Below are 15,275 nucleotides of genomic sequence, written 5' to 3' on the forward strand. Positions count from 1 at the left end.
TTTTAAAAAAAATGACATGGGTAGAAATAACGAAAGAAATATAAAAAAGCACAATGACAAGTTGCATAAAGCGCAAGACAAAGTCAAACAAGCAGAAATGTTGCGCAAAGAAAAACTAAAACAAATCACCAAAAAGTTTAACGAGACTAAGGATTCAGAAAATAATTAAAGATGGAAAACAATAAATTTGCGGATCTAAAAAAAGGTGTTCAGGAAATAATTGATTTGATTGCGAGTAGAAATGGTAAAGAGGCTAATAATAAATTAGTCGAAGTCAGTGAAGATTTAGATGAATTGCTGGACTTTGCAGAAGAAGATGAAGATCTAATTGAAATTAGTAAATATCAGGTACTATTGAATCAATTGCAACAAAAGATAATTGCACTTGACGGACAATTGTAACGTATAGCATTAAATAGTTTTTGATATAAAATGACAAAGATAAAATGCCATTGTGGTTCTCAAAAAAACTTTGATGAATGTTGTGAACTATTTATTAATGGAACTGAAAAAGCAACAACAGCTTTAGAGCTAATGCGTTCCCGTTACTCGGCTTACGTTACTCATGCCGCTGATTATTTATTGGCAACAACCCATATTTCAGAGCGAAAACAGTATTCGAAAACTGAAATTCTAAATTGGGCAACTTCAAATCAATGGCTTCAATTAGAAATTATTGAGGCTACAGAAAATACAGTAGAATTTAAAGCTTATTTTTTGGACAACAAACTACAAAAACAAATTCACCACGAATTTTCTACTTTCAAACTCGAAAACGGAAGTTGGTTTTATGTCGACGGAAAGTTTTTTGATTAGTTTCTTTTCTAATAAAATCCAGCTTACATCTTGTCTTTATGTTTTAACTAAAAATTAGTAAACGTTTGTATAGACAACATTTTAAAATGATGTAATTTTAAAGTCTATGAAAAATGACAATAAAAAAGGATTTTATTTCAAGCAATACGAAGCCCCATTTCAATCTCCGTTTGATAAACTCTTTGGTATTTTCAAAGAGTTAATTACACACACTTCAGGAGATTTTGATGAAGCAGTCGACTGGTTGCGGGAATTAGACAAAGAATATAAACTCACCGATGAACACTACACAATCGATGATTTTATTGAAGATTTAAAGAAAAAAGGTTACATACGCGATGAACTCAAAGACGATGGAACTTCTGGAATTGGCATTACTGCGAAAACAGAACGCGCCATTCGGCAACAAGCTTTAGACAATATTTTTGGCAATTTAAAACGTTCTGGAAGTGGCAATCACAAAACAAAACATTCTGGAAACGGTGATGAACACACTGGCGAATTTCGGGAATTTCATTTTGGTGATGGACTCGAAAGAATTTCGTTGACCGAAAGTTTGCGTAACGCCCAAATCAATAATGGAGTAGCAGATTTTATGTTGACCGAAAATGATTTGGTTGTTGAAGAAACGCAGTACAAATCCCAAATGAGTACTGTTTTGATGATTGACATCAGCCACAGTATGATTTTGTATGGCGAAGATAGAATTACACCAGCTAAAAAAGTAGCAATGGCTCTGGCTGAATTGATTACGACCCGTTATCCAAAAGATACTTTAGATATTTTAGTTTTTGGAAATGACGCTTGGACGATTGCAATTCGGGATTTACCGTATTTGAAAGTTGGTCCGTTTCACACAAATACGGTAGCAGGTTTGCAGCTGGCGATGGATTTACTCCGCCGAAAACGAAACACTAACAAACAAATTTTCATGATTACGGATGGAAAACCAAGTTGTGTACGCGAAAAAGACGGTTCCTATTATATGAACAGCAATGGACTTGACGAATATATTGTTGATAAATGCTACACTCAAGCGCAACAAGCCCGAAAATTACACATTCCAATAACTACTTTTATGATTGCCAGTGATCCGTATTTACAGCAATTTGTCAACCGTTTTACAGAAGCCAATCAAGGAAAAGCGTTTTACACGGGATTGAAAGGCTTAGGAGAAATGATTTTTCAAGATTATGAAGCAAATCGAAAGAAGAGAATTAAATAAGTGATCAGTATTCAGATTTTAGTGTTCAGTTGATCACATAAATAACAATAAAGTAAAAAAATGAAAATAGAAAATATAAAAACACTCGGAGAATTAAAAAAATCAGGTTACGAAAGTAAAGGCATTAAAGATGAATTGCGTTCCAACCTCAGAGAAAAAATAAAATCGGGAAAACCAACATTTGAAGGCGTTCACGGTTTTGAAAATACCGTAATTCCAGAATTAGAACGAGCGATTTTATCTAGACATAATATTAATTTATTAGGACTTCGCGGTCAAGCCAAAACCAGACTGGCGCGTAAAATGATTGAATTACTCGACGAATACATTCCGTTTGTGACTGGTTCGGAAATTAATGATGATCCTTTAAAACCAATTTCGCGTTTTGCCAAAGATATAATTGAAATCAAAGGCGATGAAACTCCAATTTCGTGGTTGCACAGAAGCGATCGTTTTTTTGAAAAATTAGCTACACCAGATGTTACCGTTGCGGATTTAATAGGTGATGTCGATCCTATAAAAGCAGCAAATTTGAAACTGTCTTATGCTGATGATCGTGTGATTCATTTTGGGATGATTCCAAGAGCGAATCGTTGTATTTTTGTAATCAATGAATTACCGGATTTACAGGCGAGAATCCAAGTAGCGTTGTTTAATATTCTCCAGGAAGGTGATATACAAATTCGTGGTTTCAAATTAAGAATGCCACTAGACATGCAATTTGTTTTCACCGCAAACCCGGAAGATTATACCAATCGTGGCAGTATTGTAACACCATTAAAAGACAGAATAGGTTCCCAAATCTTAACGCATTATCCAGATACAATAAAAATTGCGAGAACTATTACGGAGCAAGAAGCTAAACTGGATGCAGTACAAAATGATATGGTTTACGTTCCTTCTTTGGCAAGGGATTTATTGGAACAAATCAGTTTTGAAGCAAGAGAAAGCGAATATATTGATAACAAAAGTGGCGTGAGTGCCCGATTGAGTATCACGGCTTTTGAGAATTTATTAAGCACAGCAGAAAGAAGAGCCTTGAAGTCTGGAGCAGATAAAACTACTTTGCGTTTGTCTGATTTTATGGGAATTATTCCTGCCATTACTGGTAAAGTAGAATTGGTTTATGAAGGAGAGCAGGAAGGAGCGGCTGCTGTGGCGCAGCATTTATTAGGTGATGCCATTCATACTTTTTTCCCTGCTTATTTTCCAAAAATTGAGAAATTAGAGAAACAAGACGAGAAAACACCTTACACAGATATCATTGAATGGTTTTTTGCTGAAAGTGGTTTCGAATTATTGGATGATTGTTCCGATGAGGAATATGAAAGAATCCTTGGAAGTATTGTGCCACTTGAAGTTTTAATCAAGAAATACCAACCGCAATTGGAAAAAGAAGATAAATTTTTCATGAAAGAATTTATTCTTTGGGGATTGGTAGAATACAAGAAACTGAGCAAAGACCGTTTCTCCGAAGGCTATCAGTTCAAGGATATTTACGGAAGCTTTATCAGTAAATTATAAGTATTTAAAAGGGTTTGGATTCATTTCTAAACCCTTTTTTCTTATAATTTATTACAATGAAAAGAATGAATTAGAAATAAATAATTTTATTTATTTCATAATCAGTCTCTAACGGTTTTTATTAGTCTACCTTGTCCCGTTGGCCGTCTAAGCAGTCAATAAAACAGACATGGAAAATAGCTTTGAAGCTTTGATTGCTACTTATATTGAAAATAAGGTAGGTATATCCGAACATTTTTTGAGTACCAATTTGGCCAATAATCTAAAACAAAATTTGATTGTTTTGAATCAGAAGAGTCTGTTGATGGAAGCAGGAATCGGTAATTCTGAGAAAGTTTCTTATGATGGCGCGATACGAAGTGATTCTATTTATTGGTTGGATAAAAAGCACAACAACGCATTCGAAAACGAATTTTTTGCGCAAATAGAAGCATTTATTATCTATCTGAACCAAAGCTGTTATGCCGGAATAACGGGTTATGAATTTCATTATTCGTTGTATGAATCGGGTGATTTTTATTTAAAGCATTTGGATCAATTCAAAAACAATCCCAGCCGAAAATACTCTATGATTAGTTATTTAAATAGCAATTGGCAAGAAAGTGACGGTGGCGAATTGCTGATTCATCAAGCAGATAACAATCAAAAAATTGCTCCTACACAAGGAAAAACGGTTTTCTTTAAAAGTGATGAACTGGTTCACGAAGTTTTGCTAACCCAAAATACCAGAATGAGTATTACAGGTTGGTTGAAAAGTGATTAATTTTCCTAAAAAAGTGTTCCCTGTATACCTTCGATTTTTGGATTGTTGTTGAATTTAAAGGAATCAGTTACTACAAACTGTTTTATAGTATCATCAAATTTTCGCAAAACAATAGTATCACATAAAAAAGAAGTGTTTATTGTCGTAAATAAGTGTTTTGCTATTTCAAGATTTTCAGGTTTAAGTTTGCGGCCAATTGATATATGAGGATTACTACTTTTTTCCATTTTTAGGGAACGAAGCGATTGAGTAACTTTTTTCATTATCACTTTTAGCTTGATTTTGGAATCTTCATTGGGAGTAATAACAAAAGCGCCATTGGAATATGAATCAAAATCATTCAGGTAAACTTCAAAAGGTTCAAAAGAATCACATAACAGGTTTAGTTTATTTTTGATAATTTCAATTGAAGTTTCAGTAGCTATGAATTCACAAATCGTAATATGAGCCACAGAATTTTTACTGTTAAACCAGCCCACTTCCTCGGCCAATTGTTCTTTCACCGATTTAACTAAAGCAATAACTGCTTCCGAAGGATATATCGCAACAGAATATTGTTTTTCCATACCTTACCATTTATATTTTTCCGTAAACGTTTAAAATATAATTCCCGTTTAAAAAAGATTTTGAATCTATTTGGCTTTGCAAAATAACTCCGCTATGAGGAGTTTCGAGTAATAATTGTGCTGCTTGCGCTAGTGGTGCTGCGGTTGTTGTTTGGATGGCTCTCAATTGATGTTTTCCCACTTTTTGTGGAAGTATGCATTTTGCAATTTCTCGTCTGCGCAAAATTCCAGTTGCATCTTTGCCTTCTACGGCGACATACAAAACAATTTTATCATCTTCAATATGTGGAATTACAGCTTCCATTTTTTCTTGTAAACCTTTAATTGCGTCAGCAGTATTTCCTAAATTAGTAATTTGCTCTTGTATCCAAGCATAATGTCCCGGATGTCGTAAGGTTTTGTAATCAAGTGAACAAACCTTTCCGGATAATGCATCTGGCAAATCTGCCGCTCCTCCTGAAGTCAGGTCTTCTTGGTAGGTGATTCCATCAATTATAATGTTTTTTCTTTCGGATAAAGAAGGTAAGGTTGTTTTAATAAAGTTTCTAAGTACAATGGTATCTTCCATATATTCGGTAGCAACGCCCACAGGACTCCAAGTAAATCCGTAAAAATGTGGTGCAACGGCATGATTGGTCAGTGCGCCAACTTTAAATTCCAATTTGTCAACTTTATCTACTTCAAAGTCAGTGCAAAACTGTTGAAAAAGACCATTTGCGAGTAAATCTATATAACCTGGAGCTAAACCCGTTTGAAGTATAAACCCGGTGTTGGCATCTTTTGCCAAAGCTATTATTTCTGCTGTTTCTGCTACATATTCCGTCAGATTGGCGTAATGAAGCTTATAATCTTTGGCAAACTGTGCTATTCGTGGTGCCTGGCTACCCGGTAAGCAGTCTAGAATGATATCTCCTTGACGTAAGATTGCTATCATTTCATCCGTAAGGTCTTTTTCGGCAAGGTGAAAATCTTGAATAAATCCCGATTTTGTAGTTCCTTCTTGAATCCAATGCGCAACTTTTTTTGCTTTTGAATGGGTTCTGTCACCAATAAAAAGACTAGGAGTTACTTCGCTCCATTCCATCAATAATAGACCTACAGCTTCGGCAATTCCACCGGCTCCGGCTATAATAATAGTGTGATGTTTTTTCATATACTAAAGATACTGTTTTTTCGTGGTTGATCATTTGATTTTTATGGTAATCAGATTGTTTGGGTGTGCAGTTTCTCTGTCAAGGATAGTAAAGAAAAGCCCGTAAAGGAGTATGGCCTTTTATTGAATAGCCTGGTAGTACAGTAAAATAAACATAATAAGTTGTATACTAAACTAAATAGAAGTATAATTATAACTTTTTTCTATTTCTAGAGTACTTTTATGTGTTTAGTTTAATTATTTGTTTCAGAAAAAACATAGAATTCCCTTATCCGTTTTATCATTCAGAGATACAATCAATAGTTGTGAATTTAAATTTTACACGTTCAAAATCTATAGGAGAGCCTTTGACAAAATAAGTTGCACCCATAGTGGTTTGCATTTCTCCATTACCTAAAATAAGTTGGTTACCTCGTTTTAGAAATGCCATTGGGTTTTTAAATGTTACTTTTTTATTATCGCCCTGAATGAAGGTATAGCTGGCAAATAATGTATCTCCACTGAATTCTCCTGCAATTTTGCCAACTTTTTGGGGTGTGTTAAAAAATTTCATCACCATATCGCCGGTTATTTTTCCGTTTTTTAAAGTATTCATTTTTAAATCTATAGTATCCTTTTCATACAAAGCTTTATAACATTGGACACTTATCGGTTTTTCAGCCAGGATTTGTTTAGCCTTAACGACTTCTTCGTTTTGATTTTTTTTACAGCTTTGGAATCCTATACAAGCAAACAGCAAACAAAAAAGAACTGGAGTTTTCATAATAGTAAATGTTTAGTTTATAAAAAAGTAATAAGGATTGCTAATTTACGCATAAATAGCTTGTAGTAGTAAAGATTTGATGGCATTTAAATAATGAATGATATTAATTTTTCATTTCTTTCGGTCAATCTAATACCTTTTTATAGAAATATTTAGTATTTGTAATATCTTTTTTTACAGTCAAAAGATTTTTTCTAAAGATTTCTCATTTGCTTCGAATAAGGTTTCTAAATTACTATTCCTGAATTTATTTAAATTTTGGTAATTACTTCCCGATGCAGAAAATAACTTTCCTTACTTTAATAGAGTTTTAAACTTCAGTGGTACAATTATGGTACAATTTAAAGCAAAATATCGCAAAATAAAACAAAGATATCCTTATCAAGATAACATAACTCATGGGAGTTGTTTATACAAAAATAGTTATAAACTTTGAATATTGATTATAACACTGACATAAAAAAAAACTAAGTGATGTATGATTAGAGTACTTATAGATGGAGGTTAAAAAGTAAAAGGTCAAAAATCTAAATATTAGATTTTTGACCTTTTTTCAATATCATTTTGGATTTCTAAATAAGTTTTTACCCGACCTGACTTAATCCATTTCATTAACTCATGTCTATAAAAATAAATACGTTTACCTTGTTTATTAACTGGGATTTCCCTTTTACATACTTTACTATAGATTGTTGATACCGATAGATCTAAAAGTTTTGATGCTTCTTGAATGTTTAGAACTTCTTCTTTATTTTCTTCTACATTAGAGATTCTTATAATAAGTTTTTCCAAATGCTCTAATTTATCATGAATTTTGTTCATCATTACGGGTATTTGGTCGAAAGTAAATGGCTTCATGGCGATCTGTTATTTAAATCTCATGTAAAAGTATTTAATACCAACATTGGAGATAATACATGTCCTTTAAAGGGGGAGTTTGGCTTTTAATTTCCAATGATTACTGGTTAAAGGACTATAAGAAATCTAATCCATTAAGGAGAAATGTTGGTTCGAACTGTTCGGTCAAGTAGCCCCGTCCAAACAAATGTCGAACTATTTTATTGAAGATTTGGAAAAATTAGAAAATATTTCCAAGTAAGTATTTCGAATTTAAGTTATAGATTCAATCCTTGATTCATGTTAATAATTAATTGTAAAATAGCTATACCAAATTAAAACTTCATTCGCTGTATTCTAACTGCATTCAAAATAGCTAATAAAGCCACACCAACATCGGCAAAAACAGCTTCCCACATGGTGGCTAAACCTCAGGCACCAAGAACCATTACAATTGCTTTTACTGTGAATGCCAACCCAATGTTTTGCCAAACGATTTGTTTTGTTTTTCTACCAATATTTATTGCTGTAAAAATTTTCGTGGGCTGGTCGTTTTGAATAACAATGTCGGCAGTTTCGATAGTGGCATCGCTTCCTAAATCTCCCTTGGCAATTCCTGCATCGACCAAAGCGATTACTTGTGCATCATATAGAATTGTAGTCGCGTTTTTCATATTAAAATTTAACTAGCACAACAGCTCAATTTGGCAACATCTTTTCCGAAAGTGATGGCTGCTAGTTTTATGCCTTCGCCTAATGTTAAATAAGGATAAAAACTTTCTGCCAATTCTTTTACGGTTATATTATACTTGATAGCCATACTCAATTGCTGAATGAGTTCGCCACCTTCGGGAGCAACAATTCTAGCACCAATCAATTTATCGGTTTCGGTATTTCGTATTAATTTGATAAATCCTCTTGTGTCATTGGCTGCAATAGCTCTTGGAACGTTATTTAATTCTAATTTGCTTACTTCAAAAGGAATGTTTTGGGCTTCTGCCTGTGCTTCGTCCAATCCTGCTCCTGCTACTTGTGGATCGGTAAAAACTACCCAAGGCAAGGAAGAATAATCGGCTTCATTATTGGCTCCCGTAAAAGCATTTTCTACGGCAATTTTACCTTCAAAGGCTGCCGTGTAAACAAATGCAGGCGTGTTGGTAACATCGCCTACTGCATAGATGTTAGGTAAATTGGTTTCCATTTTTTCGTTAACCAAAATGTGCCCTGTTTTAGCAAGTTCCAAACCAATATTTTGCAATCCTAATTTTTGCATATTGGGTGTTGTGCCAGATGCCACTACAACTTTTCCTTTTTCGATAATTTGTGTAAAAGAACCGTCAGGGCATTTGCAATGGATAATGGTTTCATTTCCTTTTTTATCAAATTTTACTGCTCTAAAATTTGGCAGGATTTCTATACCTTCGTTACGCATTTGTGTTTCCAAGGCTTCACTGATGTCGGGCGTTTGTGTTCTCAACACACGATCAGTAAACTCGATGATACGCACTTTTACGCCCAAACGATTGTAAGCCATAGCAATTTCTAAACCAATATAACCAGCCCCCATAATGGTCATGCTTTCGGGTTTTTCTTCTAAATCAAAAAGCGAAACGTTGGTAAGAAAACCTACTTCGTTTAGCCCTTCAATAATTGGAATATTGGTAGTTGCTCCTGTGGCAATGATAAATTTTAGAGCCGTATATTTTACTTTACCATCGACCACAATGGTTTTAGTATCTAAAAATTCTGCCCAACCCGTTAGCATTTTCAGGTTATGAAAATCACTTACCACGTCCATATATTTTTTCTTCTGGAGCGTGGCTACCAATTGTTTTTTGTCTTTAATTACTTGAGCAAAATCTATAGCAACACCTTTGGGTTTGATGCCCGAAAAATTGGAATGTGTTGCGTGATAAGCTGTTTCCGCTGCACGAATAAGGGTTTTAGAAGGGACACAACCTACGTTTACACAAGTTCCGCCAAAGTCTAAACCACCGTTTACCATTAAGGTCGATAATCCTAAACTTTCGGCCTTTATAGCTGCCGAAAATGCCGCCGAACCACCACCGATGATAATTAAATCGAAGTGGTTTGCGTTTGTATTACAACATTTAGTTTCAGCAGTATGAGCTACTTTATAATTTTTTGTGCTGTTAATAGTATTGATAATTTCTTCTTTACTAGTTTTAGAAGGGTCGAAAGAACATTCGCAACTGCCGTTTTGATAACTCACTTTTACTTCTGTTACTCCTTCATTTTTGGTAAGCATTTTTTCAATGCCTGTGGCACAATGGTCGCAGGTCATTCCTGCGATATCGAGTTTTATATTTTCTGTTTTCATTTTCTTATTTTAATTAAATGCTTAATAATAGAGTCAAAAAAATTATTTGCAACCGTTTAGACCACAAACGTGTCCAGTTTGTCAGTGTGGAGGATTTACGGATGTTGGTACTTCTCCTGATACTTTGTAACCTGTGGTATTAATAGCTTTTATGATAGCCTCTTTGTTCGTTTTACTATTGTCAAATTTTACAACTGCGATTCCTTCGTTGCTATTAGCAGAAACGGTTACAATTCCCGGTAATTTGTTTATTTCATTTTTAACGTGATCTTCGCAACTGGCACAAGTCATTCCACTCACATTAAATTTTACTTCTTGTATATTATCAGAAGAAACAACAATTAGCTGTTTGTCCGCTTTTGGATAAAAAACTTGTCCATAGTATGGGAAAGCCATCATTAAAAAAGTAAACACCGTTACAATGCCTAAAAACTTTTTAGTTTTCACAAATGGTATTTTATCCTCTTCTTCACAAGTACATTGTATTTCTTCGGTCGTTCGTGGTTTTAGTTTTTGAGTCCAAGCAAAGCCCAATACCAAAACAGTTATTCCAATTAAGTAAGGGCGAAAAGGTTCTAACCACGAGAACGTTGATGCTACGCCAGAAGCTCCAGAAATAAGAGCTAAAACGGGCGTTATGCAACAAAGTGATGCTGTCACTGCTGATAAAATACTTGCTACAGCAAGTTTTCCTGATTTTGAATTTGTGTTCATATGAGTTCTAAATTTGAATTTTGACTAATAATGTATTTAAAAAAGGGACGAAGTATTTGTAATTGTTCTGATTTTAGAGAATAAAAAATAGTTTGGCCAGACCGTCTTGCTTCAATAACATTTCCGTCTTTCATTTTGCGTAGATGTTGTGAAACGGCAGGAATACTCATTTCTAAAATATCGGCAAGGTCGCAAGGACAAAGTTCATTTTCTTCTTCAAGAAGAAACATTATTTTTAGTCGTACTTCATTGCCAGCTAATGCTAATAAACCACTCAATTGTTCAAAAGCGTTGCTGTTATTTTCTAATTTGTTTTTACAGGTATTGATTTGATTTTTATCAGCCAAAACTCTTATACACGTTTGATTATTGTCCATTGTTGTAATTGTTTAAATTGAATACTAAACAAATGTAGTTAATTGTTTTATTATTTAAGCAAATGCTTAAATAATAAAAATAAGTTTAACATTTTACTTTGAAATGAATACTTCAATTTTTAAAGTAAATGATTTAGTATTGCTTTTCATTCAAACTGTACTCAAATTACCATCGGTAAATACTTTGACTTGAGTCATTATAAGCATTGACAAAGTGTTATTAGAGAGAGGTGACGGTAATGGCAGGATGGAAAGATCCTAAAACTCGTAATCGTTTTATGAAGTTAATCATTCCTACAGCATGATATATATTATTTATTTGTGGAAATAAAAAAATAAAAAATTCCAAGTTACATACTTAAATAAATCGTAAATTTATATTAAATCACTGAAGAATAGTGTTTTACATCTAATTCAAGTGTTTTTTAGTAAAAAGTATCGAGAATTTGTATTTCGTTGATGGTTTAATTTAAAAACTAAAACAGAACTATGAAAAAATCTAAACAATATGGTGAGTTCTTCAGTCACACTCTGTGTAAACTGCTCCGAACTGCCAAAATCGAGTTTGTAATCATTACCGCATTGATGTATGCACTGCTGATGCTTACTTCTTGCCGAAATTCCGAAAAAAACCAAGAACAAATTGAACAGAACCACCCTCAACAAAAGGGAGAAGAAAATGACAACTATGGACATAGTGGGCATTCACAACAAATGAATGAAACGCGCAAATGGTTAAAACAGGAATTGGGCGAAAAATATAATCAGTCCGTATCTCTCGGCACAGAGGAACAACTTGCACAAGGTAAAGACATATTCACAAAATATTGTCTTACTTGTCATGGAAGTGGCGGTAAAGGCGATGGTCCTGGAGCAGCAACATTACAACCAAAGCCAGCCGATTTTACTGACCCTGAACATTCATCATTTTATTCAGATCAGGGGCGAATATACCTCATAAAAAAAGGAATGAAGGGAACTGCAATGGCAGCATGGGAAAACATTTTAAGCGAAGAAGAAATCCTTTCGGTTTATGTTTATGTAAATTCTCTGAAAAATTCAGGCGAAATGATGGAACACCAAGGGCAAAATCATTAGGAAAATGAATGAAAAAAACATAAATAATTCAAATGATAATAACCGATTCAGAAAAGCAATTACATACAAATATATTTCGCAATTAAGCAAAAAGTAATGGCAAAAATTCTAAAAACAGTATGGATATGCACTATAGTATTACTACTATGGAGCTTTTCAGCTAAGGCACAGCAAAGATACCGAACCCGGGAAGGAAGTATAGAGGTTATTGGCTCGTACAGAGATTCCATAATAATAGCCTATAGCAATCGTTTGTTTGTTTTAATCAATTATGAAACTGCTGTAATGGAACTAACGTTTAATCCAGCTATTTTACGTACTAAAACAGATTCATTGAATGTGAAGCTTATCAACTCAAACATGGGGCAGGTAGTCCTGAAAGGACAACTGAACATTCCTTACGTGGAGACATTACAACATCCAGATCACAAACTAAATTTTGAAGCTGAGTTGCATTTGAATGGAAAGGCGAAAAGAATATATATAAACGGATTGCTTATACACATTGCAAGTAACGAAACCATTTCCTGTTTACTTACACTCAACTTTAAATTGCGTTTAAGTGATTTTGGGATCGATTTGCCAGAAGGATGGAACAATGAAATAACGATACAAATTTTTCAGACTGTACTTAAGAAATCAAACTAATGAAATCCATTCAAATCAAATAACAATAGCTTCACTAAGAAAGTGTTGCATAAAAAAATAGAAACATGAAAACACATAGAAAATTATTTAACTATTTAATTGGTCTTCTTTTCCTCGCTATTGCCGGATGCGGGGTTTATACGAAAATCACTTCCGATTATGATCGCAGTGTTGATTTTACAAAATACAAAACGTTTGCGTGGCTACCGAATAAAGACACAGCTCAAGGCGAATACAATAATCAGATTATTCGCAACAATACACGCAACTATTTCACTCATTGCATGGGAGAGAGAGGATACAAAATAAGCATTGATACACCGGATGTTTTTTCTTGACTTAGTTATCACTGCCGTTAAAAAGGAGAAATCAGTCAGTACTCCTGGTTACACTTATCCTTCGGGTTGGTATTATCACAACCCCTATTACTATCATTATCCCAGCAATCACTATTACCTCCATCACTATAATTACAACTATACCACTTATGTAACCCAAAAGGTCGAATATACAGAAGGCGCAATCACGCTGAATATAATTGACAGGAAACTGAATAAACTTGTATGGACAGGAACTGCTAAAGGGGATTTATATGACCCATCTTATATTGGGGATAACTTACATCCTGCTGTGTATGACATTCTTGATAATTATCCCATAAAACCTATTAATGGACACAAGCGTCCGAAAAAAAATTAGATTCTCTATTGGTAATGAATTAAACAACAGACCAAGAAAAATTAATGAATATAAATCTTTTTCACAATATATTTTCAGTAACGAACTTACATTAGGTTCTTAAATCTAACAGTAAGTTCAATAATACCGTGCTACAAAATGGAAATGTGTTTGTCCATTGTTAAGTTTTTTATTTACGAACAATTTCTACCGAACATTTTGCATGTAACGCAACTGAATGCGAAACAGAGCCTAAAACAAAACGCTCGATTGCTCCATATCCGTGTGAACCAACTATAATCAAATCGGCTTTAAATTTTTCGGCTTCGTTAAGTATTACACTTTTTGGTGAACCTGCAACTATTTTTGTGGTTACTAACAGATTTGGATTTTTATTTTCAAGAATTTCGGCTGCACTTTTTGCATTTTTTTCTGCATTTTTAAATGCGTTTTCATCAAATTTCGCATTGTATTCGTGAGAAACACCCATTGGTTCTAAAGTGTTTAAAATGGAGGTAATTTCATATGCGGCAAGAATGCACACTTCGGTTTTGGGCGGAAATGGCCTGTTGGCAATTTCATTAATTGCTGTTTTACTATATTTTGAACCATCGGTTGCTAGTAGAATTTTCATTCTTTTTTCTCCATTAAATTCATTCCGCATTTGGGACATTTTCCGGGTTTATCCGAAGTAACTTCTGGGTGCATGGGGCAGGTATACGTTTTTTGAGTTTCCATTTTTTTTATATTTTAATGTTGTTTGTATTTGTATTATTTGGACATATCCATATTTTTATCCATTCCAGTCATTTTGTGTGATTGCATTTTTTTATCATTCATCATATCCATCATTTTAGGATTATCCATCATCGATTTACACATTTCAGACATCATCGTAGTATCTGTTTTAGATGCTTCCATCATTTCGGTCATCATTCCTTTCATCATAGCTGGATTATCCTTCATCATTTTCATCATATTTTCGTGATTTGTCATCATCATTTTTCCTTTACTACTGTTCATCATTGCTTGCATCATATCTTTAGACATATCGCTATTGTTAGCAATAGTATCCATAATTGCCTTTTTTGTATCTGAATTTGAAAGAATTTGATTTACATCAGTTTTGGATTGGCACGATGTAAACAAACCAATCGATACAATAATTAATGTGATTTTTTGTAATGTTTTCATAGTTTATAATTTTGATTGTTTAAAATCTCTTAAATAATTCCTCTAAACGAAACTTTATTTAAGAGATTGAAATACTCACATTTTACTCATTTTACGGTGCTTAACTTACTCATATTACTGCACTCAACAGCACATTTTCGACAGGATTCCGCACAATTTTTGCAATGCTCCATGTGTGCATGTTTTTCACATTCTTCGGCGCAAGCTGTACAAATTTCGGCGCATAATTTGCAGATTTTTTCCGTAAACTCACTTCCGCTTGCCATAGCCTGCATTGCAAATAAACAAATAGCTGCACAATCATGATCTAGTTTTATGCAACGCGCTAACATTTTTACGTCTTGCTCATTCAAGCATTCACTTTCGCAATGCGAACATTCTACTGCACATTCTGAACATGCATCGATACAATCTTTAAATTTTTGATGACTCATCTTTTTTAAATTTAAATTGCGAATTAATTTTCGCAGTTTAAAGGTAGCTTTTTAACTTGAAAAAGTATTGTGAAATTCTAATAAAAATTATATAATTCGCACATTATCAGGAATGTATATTGGTTTGTAAAAAATGTAATTGCA

Annotated in this window: 21 protein-coding genes and 1 pseudogene; 10 read left to right on the plus strand and 12 right to left on the minus strand. The window is 33.8% G+C overall.

Translation table 11 applies throughout. The features are described 5' to 3' along the window. Positions 1 to 16: 16 nt before the first annotated feature. The 6 genes from CLV00_RS16475 to CLV00_RS11630 all read left to right on the plus strand — a co-directional run bounded on the left by CLV00_RS16475 (position 17) and on the right by CLV00_RS11630 (position 4,328). A complete protein-coding gene (locus tag CLV00_RS16475) occupies positions 17 to 169 on the plus strand; it encodes a hypothetical protein (RefSeq protein WP_099715352.1) in 153 nt (50 codons plus the stop codon). 2 nt (positions 170 to 171) lie between these two features. Beyond that, entirely contained in the window at positions 172 to 402 is a 231-nt protein-coding gene (locus tag CLV00_RS11610) for a hypothetical protein (RefSeq protein WP_099715353.1), read from the plus strand. 30 nt (positions 403 to 432) lie between these two features. Beyond that, positions 433 to 816, plus strand: a complete 384-nt coding sequence (locus tag CLV00_RS11615; RefSeq protein ID WP_099715354.1) for a YchJ family protein — start codon at positions 433 to 435, stop codon at positions 814 to 816. 106 nt (positions 817 to 922) lie between these two features. After that, complete coding sequence (locus CLV00_RS11620; protein ID WP_099715355.1) at positions 923 to 2,041, plus strand: VWA domain-containing protein; 1,119 nt, start codon at positions 923 to 925, stop codon at positions 2,039 to 2,041. Positions 2,042 to 2,101: 60 nt separating this feature from the next. Beyond that, entirely contained in the window at positions 2,102 to 3,565 is a 1,464-nt protein-coding gene (locus CLV00_RS11625; RefSeq protein ID WP_099715356.1) for an AAA family ATPase, read from the plus strand. A gap of 169 nt (positions 3,566 to 3,734) precedes the next feature. Further along, entirely contained in the window at positions 3,735 to 4,328 is a 594-nt protein-coding gene (locus CLV00_RS11630; protein WP_099715357.1) for a 2OG-Fe(II) oxygenase family protein, read from the plus strand. A 5-nt stretch (positions 4,329 to 4,333) separates the two neighbouring features. Here the strand turns inward: CLV00_RS11630 and CLV00_RS11635 are convergent, their stop codons facing one another. From CLV00_RS11635 to CLV00_RS11670, 8 genes and pseudogenes are all read right to left on the minus strand, one after another. After that, positions 4,334 to 4,894: a 2'-5' RNA ligase family protein gene (locus CLV00_RS11635; RefSeq protein ID WP_099715358.1), complete on the minus strand. Its 561-nt coding sequence runs from the start codon at positions 4,892 to 4,894 to the stop codon at positions 4,334 to 4,336. Between the two features lie 10 nt (positions 4,895 to 4,904). Next, positions 4,905 to 6,047: a saccharopine dehydrogenase family protein gene (locus CLV00_RS11640; RefSeq protein ID WP_099715359.1), complete on the minus strand. Its 1,143-nt coding sequence runs from the start codon at positions 6,045 to 6,047 to the stop codon at positions 4,905 to 4,907. Positions 6,048 to 6,327: 280 nt separating this feature from the next. Continuing rightward, complete coding sequence (locus CLV00_RS11645) at positions 6,328 to 6,810, minus strand: hypothetical protein (protein WP_099715360.1); 483 nt, start codon at positions 6,808 to 6,810, stop codon at positions 6,328 to 6,330. 534 nt (positions 6,811 to 7,344) lie between these two features. Next, complete coding sequence (locus CLV00_RS11650; RefSeq protein ID WP_099715361.1) at positions 7,345 to 7,668, minus strand: helix-turn-helix domain-containing protein; 324 nt, start codon at positions 7,666 to 7,668, stop codon at positions 7,345 to 7,347. A 314-nt stretch (positions 7,669 to 7,982) separates the two neighbouring features. Then, a pseudogene (locus tag CLV00_RS11655) lies at positions 7,983 to 8,294 on the minus strand (heavy metal translocating P-type ATPase); the annotation flags it as partial. Between the two features lie 35 nt (positions 8,295 to 8,329). Continuing rightward, a complete protein-coding gene (merA, locus tag CLV00_RS11660) occupies positions 8,330 to 9,988 on the minus strand; it encodes a mercury(II) reductase (protein WP_099715362.1) in 1,659 nt (552 codons plus the stop codon). An 81-nt stretch (positions 9,989 to 10,069) separates the two neighbouring features. Beyond that, positions 10,070 to 10,702, minus strand: a complete 633-nt coding sequence (merTP, locus tag CLV00_RS11665) for a mercuric transport protein MerTP (protein WP_099715363.1) — start codon at positions 10,700 to 10,702, stop codon at positions 10,070 to 10,072. Continuing rightward, positions 10,699 to 11,079, minus strand: coding sequence for a metalloregulator ArsR/SmtB family transcription factor (locus tag CLV00_RS11670; RefSeq protein ID WP_099715364.1), 381 nt, complete (start codon positions 11,077 to 11,079; stop codon positions 10,699 to 10,701). Before CLV00_RS11670 ends, merTP begins: the two co-directional genes overlap by 4 nt. Before the next feature lie 489 nt (positions 11,080 to 11,568). Between CLV00_RS11670 and CLV00_RS11675 the strand changes: the two genes are divergently transcribed. The 4 genes from CLV00_RS11675 (at position 11,569) to CLV00_RS11690 (ending at position 13,524) form a co-directional block, all read left to right on the plus strand. Continuing rightward, on the plus strand, positions 11,569 to 12,177 hold the full coding sequence (locus CLV00_RS11675) for a cytochrome c (RefSeq protein ID WP_086452968.1): 609 nt from the start codon (positions 11,569 to 11,571) through the stop codon (positions 12,175 to 12,177). A gap of 285 nt (positions 12,178 to 12,462) precedes the next feature. Beyond that, a complete protein-coding gene (locus tag CLV00_RS11680) occupies positions 12,463 to 12,825 on the plus strand; it encodes a hypothetical protein (protein WP_225872941.1) in 363 nt (120 codons plus the stop codon). Between the two features lie 65 nt (positions 12,826 to 12,890). After that, positions 12,891 to 13,163, plus strand: coding sequence for a DUF4136 domain-containing protein (locus tag CLV00_RS11685; RefSeq protein WP_086452970.1), 273 nt, complete (start codon positions 12,891 to 12,893; stop codon positions 13,161 to 13,163). Continuing rightward, positions 13,150 to 13,524 (plus strand): DUF4136 domain-containing protein, encoded by a 375-nt coding sequence (locus tag CLV00_RS11690; RefSeq protein ID WP_086452971.1) that lies wholly within the window; start codon positions 13,150 to 13,152, stop codon positions 13,522 to 13,524. The genes CLV00_RS11685 and CLV00_RS11690 overlap by 14 nt, the downstream gene beginning before the upstream one ends. A 169-nt stretch (positions 13,525 to 13,693) precedes the next feature. On the opposite strand, the gene CLV00_RS11695 is transcribed toward CLV00_RS11690, so the two are convergent. From CLV00_RS11695 to CLV00_RS11705, 4 genes are all read right to left on the minus strand, one after another. Then, complete coding sequence (locus CLV00_RS11695; RefSeq protein ID WP_158234602.1) at positions 13,694 to 14,137, minus strand: universal stress protein; 444 nt, start codon at positions 14,135 to 14,137, stop codon at positions 13,694 to 13,696. Then, positions 14,134 to 14,241, minus strand: a complete 108-nt coding sequence (locus tag CLV00_RS16640; RefSeq protein WP_220485219.1) for a heavy metal-binding domain-containing protein — start codon at positions 14,239 to 14,241, stop codon at positions 14,134 to 14,136. Before CLV00_RS16640 ends, CLV00_RS11695 begins: the two co-directional genes overlap by 4 nt. 33 nt (positions 14,242 to 14,274) lie before the next feature. Beyond that, positions 14,275 to 14,697, minus strand: coding sequence for a membrane or secreted protein (locus CLV00_RS11700; protein ID WP_099715366.1), 423 nt, complete (start codon positions 14,695 to 14,697; stop codon positions 14,275 to 14,277). Between the two features lie 86 nt (positions 14,698 to 14,783). After that, the gene (locus CLV00_RS11705; protein WP_099715367.1) at positions 14,784 to 15,131 is read right to left on the minus strand and encodes a four-helix bundle copper-binding protein; all 348 of its coding nucleotides are present in this window, start codon (positions 15,129 to 15,131) and stop codon (positions 14,784 to 14,786) included. Positions 15,132 to 15,275 lie beyond the last annotated feature (144 nt).

The organism is Flavobacterium sp. 11 (assembly GCF_002754315.1).
GTDB classification, from domain to species: Bacteria; Bacteroidota; Bacteroidia; order Flavobacteriales; family Flavobacteriaceae; genus Flavobacterium; species Flavobacterium algoritolerans.

Excerpts from the sequence above, each read along its gene's own strand:
- CLV00_RS16475 (WP_099715352.1), top strand. The coding sequence starts at position 17 with ATGGGTAGAAATAACGAAAGAAATATAAAAAAGCACAATGACAAGTTG.
- CLV00_RS11610 (WP_099715353.1), top strand. The coding sequence starts at position 172 with ATGGAAAACAATAAATTTGCGGATCTAAAAAAAGGTGTTCAGGAAATA.
- CLV00_RS11615 (WP_099715354.1), top strand. The coding sequence starts at position 433 with ATGACAAAGATAAAATGCCATTGTGGTTCTCAAAAAAACTTTGATGAA.
- CLV00_RS11620 (WP_099715355.1), top strand. The coding sequence starts at position 923 with ATGAAAAATGACAATAAAAAAGGATTTTATTTCAAGCAATACGAAGCC.
- CLV00_RS11625 (WP_099715356.1), top strand. The coding sequence starts at position 2,102 with ATGAAAATAGAAAATATAAAAACACTCGGAGAATTAAAAAAATCAGGT.
- CLV00_RS11630 (WP_099715357.1), top strand. The coding sequence starts at position 3,735 with ATGGAAAATAGCTTTGAAGCTTTGATTGCTACTTATATTGAAAATAAG.
- CLV00_RS11635 (WP_099715358.1), bottom strand. The coding sequence starts at position 4,894 with ATGGAAAAACAATATTCTGTTGCGATATATCCTTCGGAAGCAGTTATT.
- CLV00_RS11640 (WP_099715359.1), bottom strand. The coding sequence starts at position 6,047 with ATGAAAAAACATCACACTATTATTATAGCCGGAGCCGGTGGAATTGCC.
- CLV00_RS11645 (WP_099715360.1), bottom strand. The coding sequence starts at position 6,810 with ATGAAAACTCCAGTTCTTTTTTGTTTGCTGTTTGCTTGTATAGGATTC.
- CLV00_RS11650 (WP_099715361.1), bottom strand. The coding sequence starts at position 7,668 with ATGAAGCCATTTACTTTCGACCAAATACCCGTAATGATGAACAAAATT.
- merA (WP_099715362.1), bottom strand. The coding sequence starts at position 9,988 with ATGAAAACAGAAAATATAAAACTCGATATCGCAGGAATGACCTGCGAC.
- merTP (WP_099715363.1), bottom strand. The coding sequence starts at position 10,702 with ATGAACACAAATTCAAAATCAGGAAAACTTGCTGTAGCAAGTATTTTA.
- CLV00_RS11670 (WP_099715364.1), bottom strand. The coding sequence starts at position 11,079 with ATGGACAATAATCAAACGTGTATAAGAGTTTTGGCTGATAAAAATCAA.
- CLV00_RS11675 (WP_086452968.1), top strand. The coding sequence starts at position 11,569 with ATGAAAAAATCTAAACAATATGGTGAGTTCTTCAGTCACACTCTGTGT.
- CLV00_RS11680 (WP_225872941.1), top strand. The coding sequence starts at position 12,463 with ATGGAACTAACGTTTAATCCAGCTATTTTACGTACTAAAACAGATTCA.
- CLV00_RS11685 (WP_086452970.1), top strand. The coding sequence starts at position 12,891 with ATGAAAACACATAGAAAATTATTTAACTATTTAATTGGTCTTCTTTTC.
- CLV00_RS11690 (WP_086452971.1), top strand. The coding sequence starts at position 13,150 with ATGTTTTTTCTTGACTTAGTTATCACTGCCGTTAAAAAGGAGAAATCA.
- CLV00_RS11695 (WP_158234602.1), bottom strand. The coding sequence starts at position 14,137 with ATGAAAATTCTACTAGCAACCGATGGTTCAAAATATAGTAAAACAGCA.
- CLV00_RS16640 (WP_220485219.1), bottom strand. The coding sequence starts at position 14,241 with ATGGAAACTCAAAAAACGTATACCTGCCCCATGCACCCAGAAGTTACT.
- CLV00_RS11700 (WP_099715366.1), bottom strand. The coding sequence starts at position 14,697 with ATGAAAACATTACAAAAAATCACATTAATTATTGTATCGATTGGTTTG.
- CLV00_RS11705 (WP_099715367.1), bottom strand. The coding sequence starts at position 15,131 with ATGAGTCATCAAAAATTTAAAGATTGTATCGATGCATGTTCAGAATGT.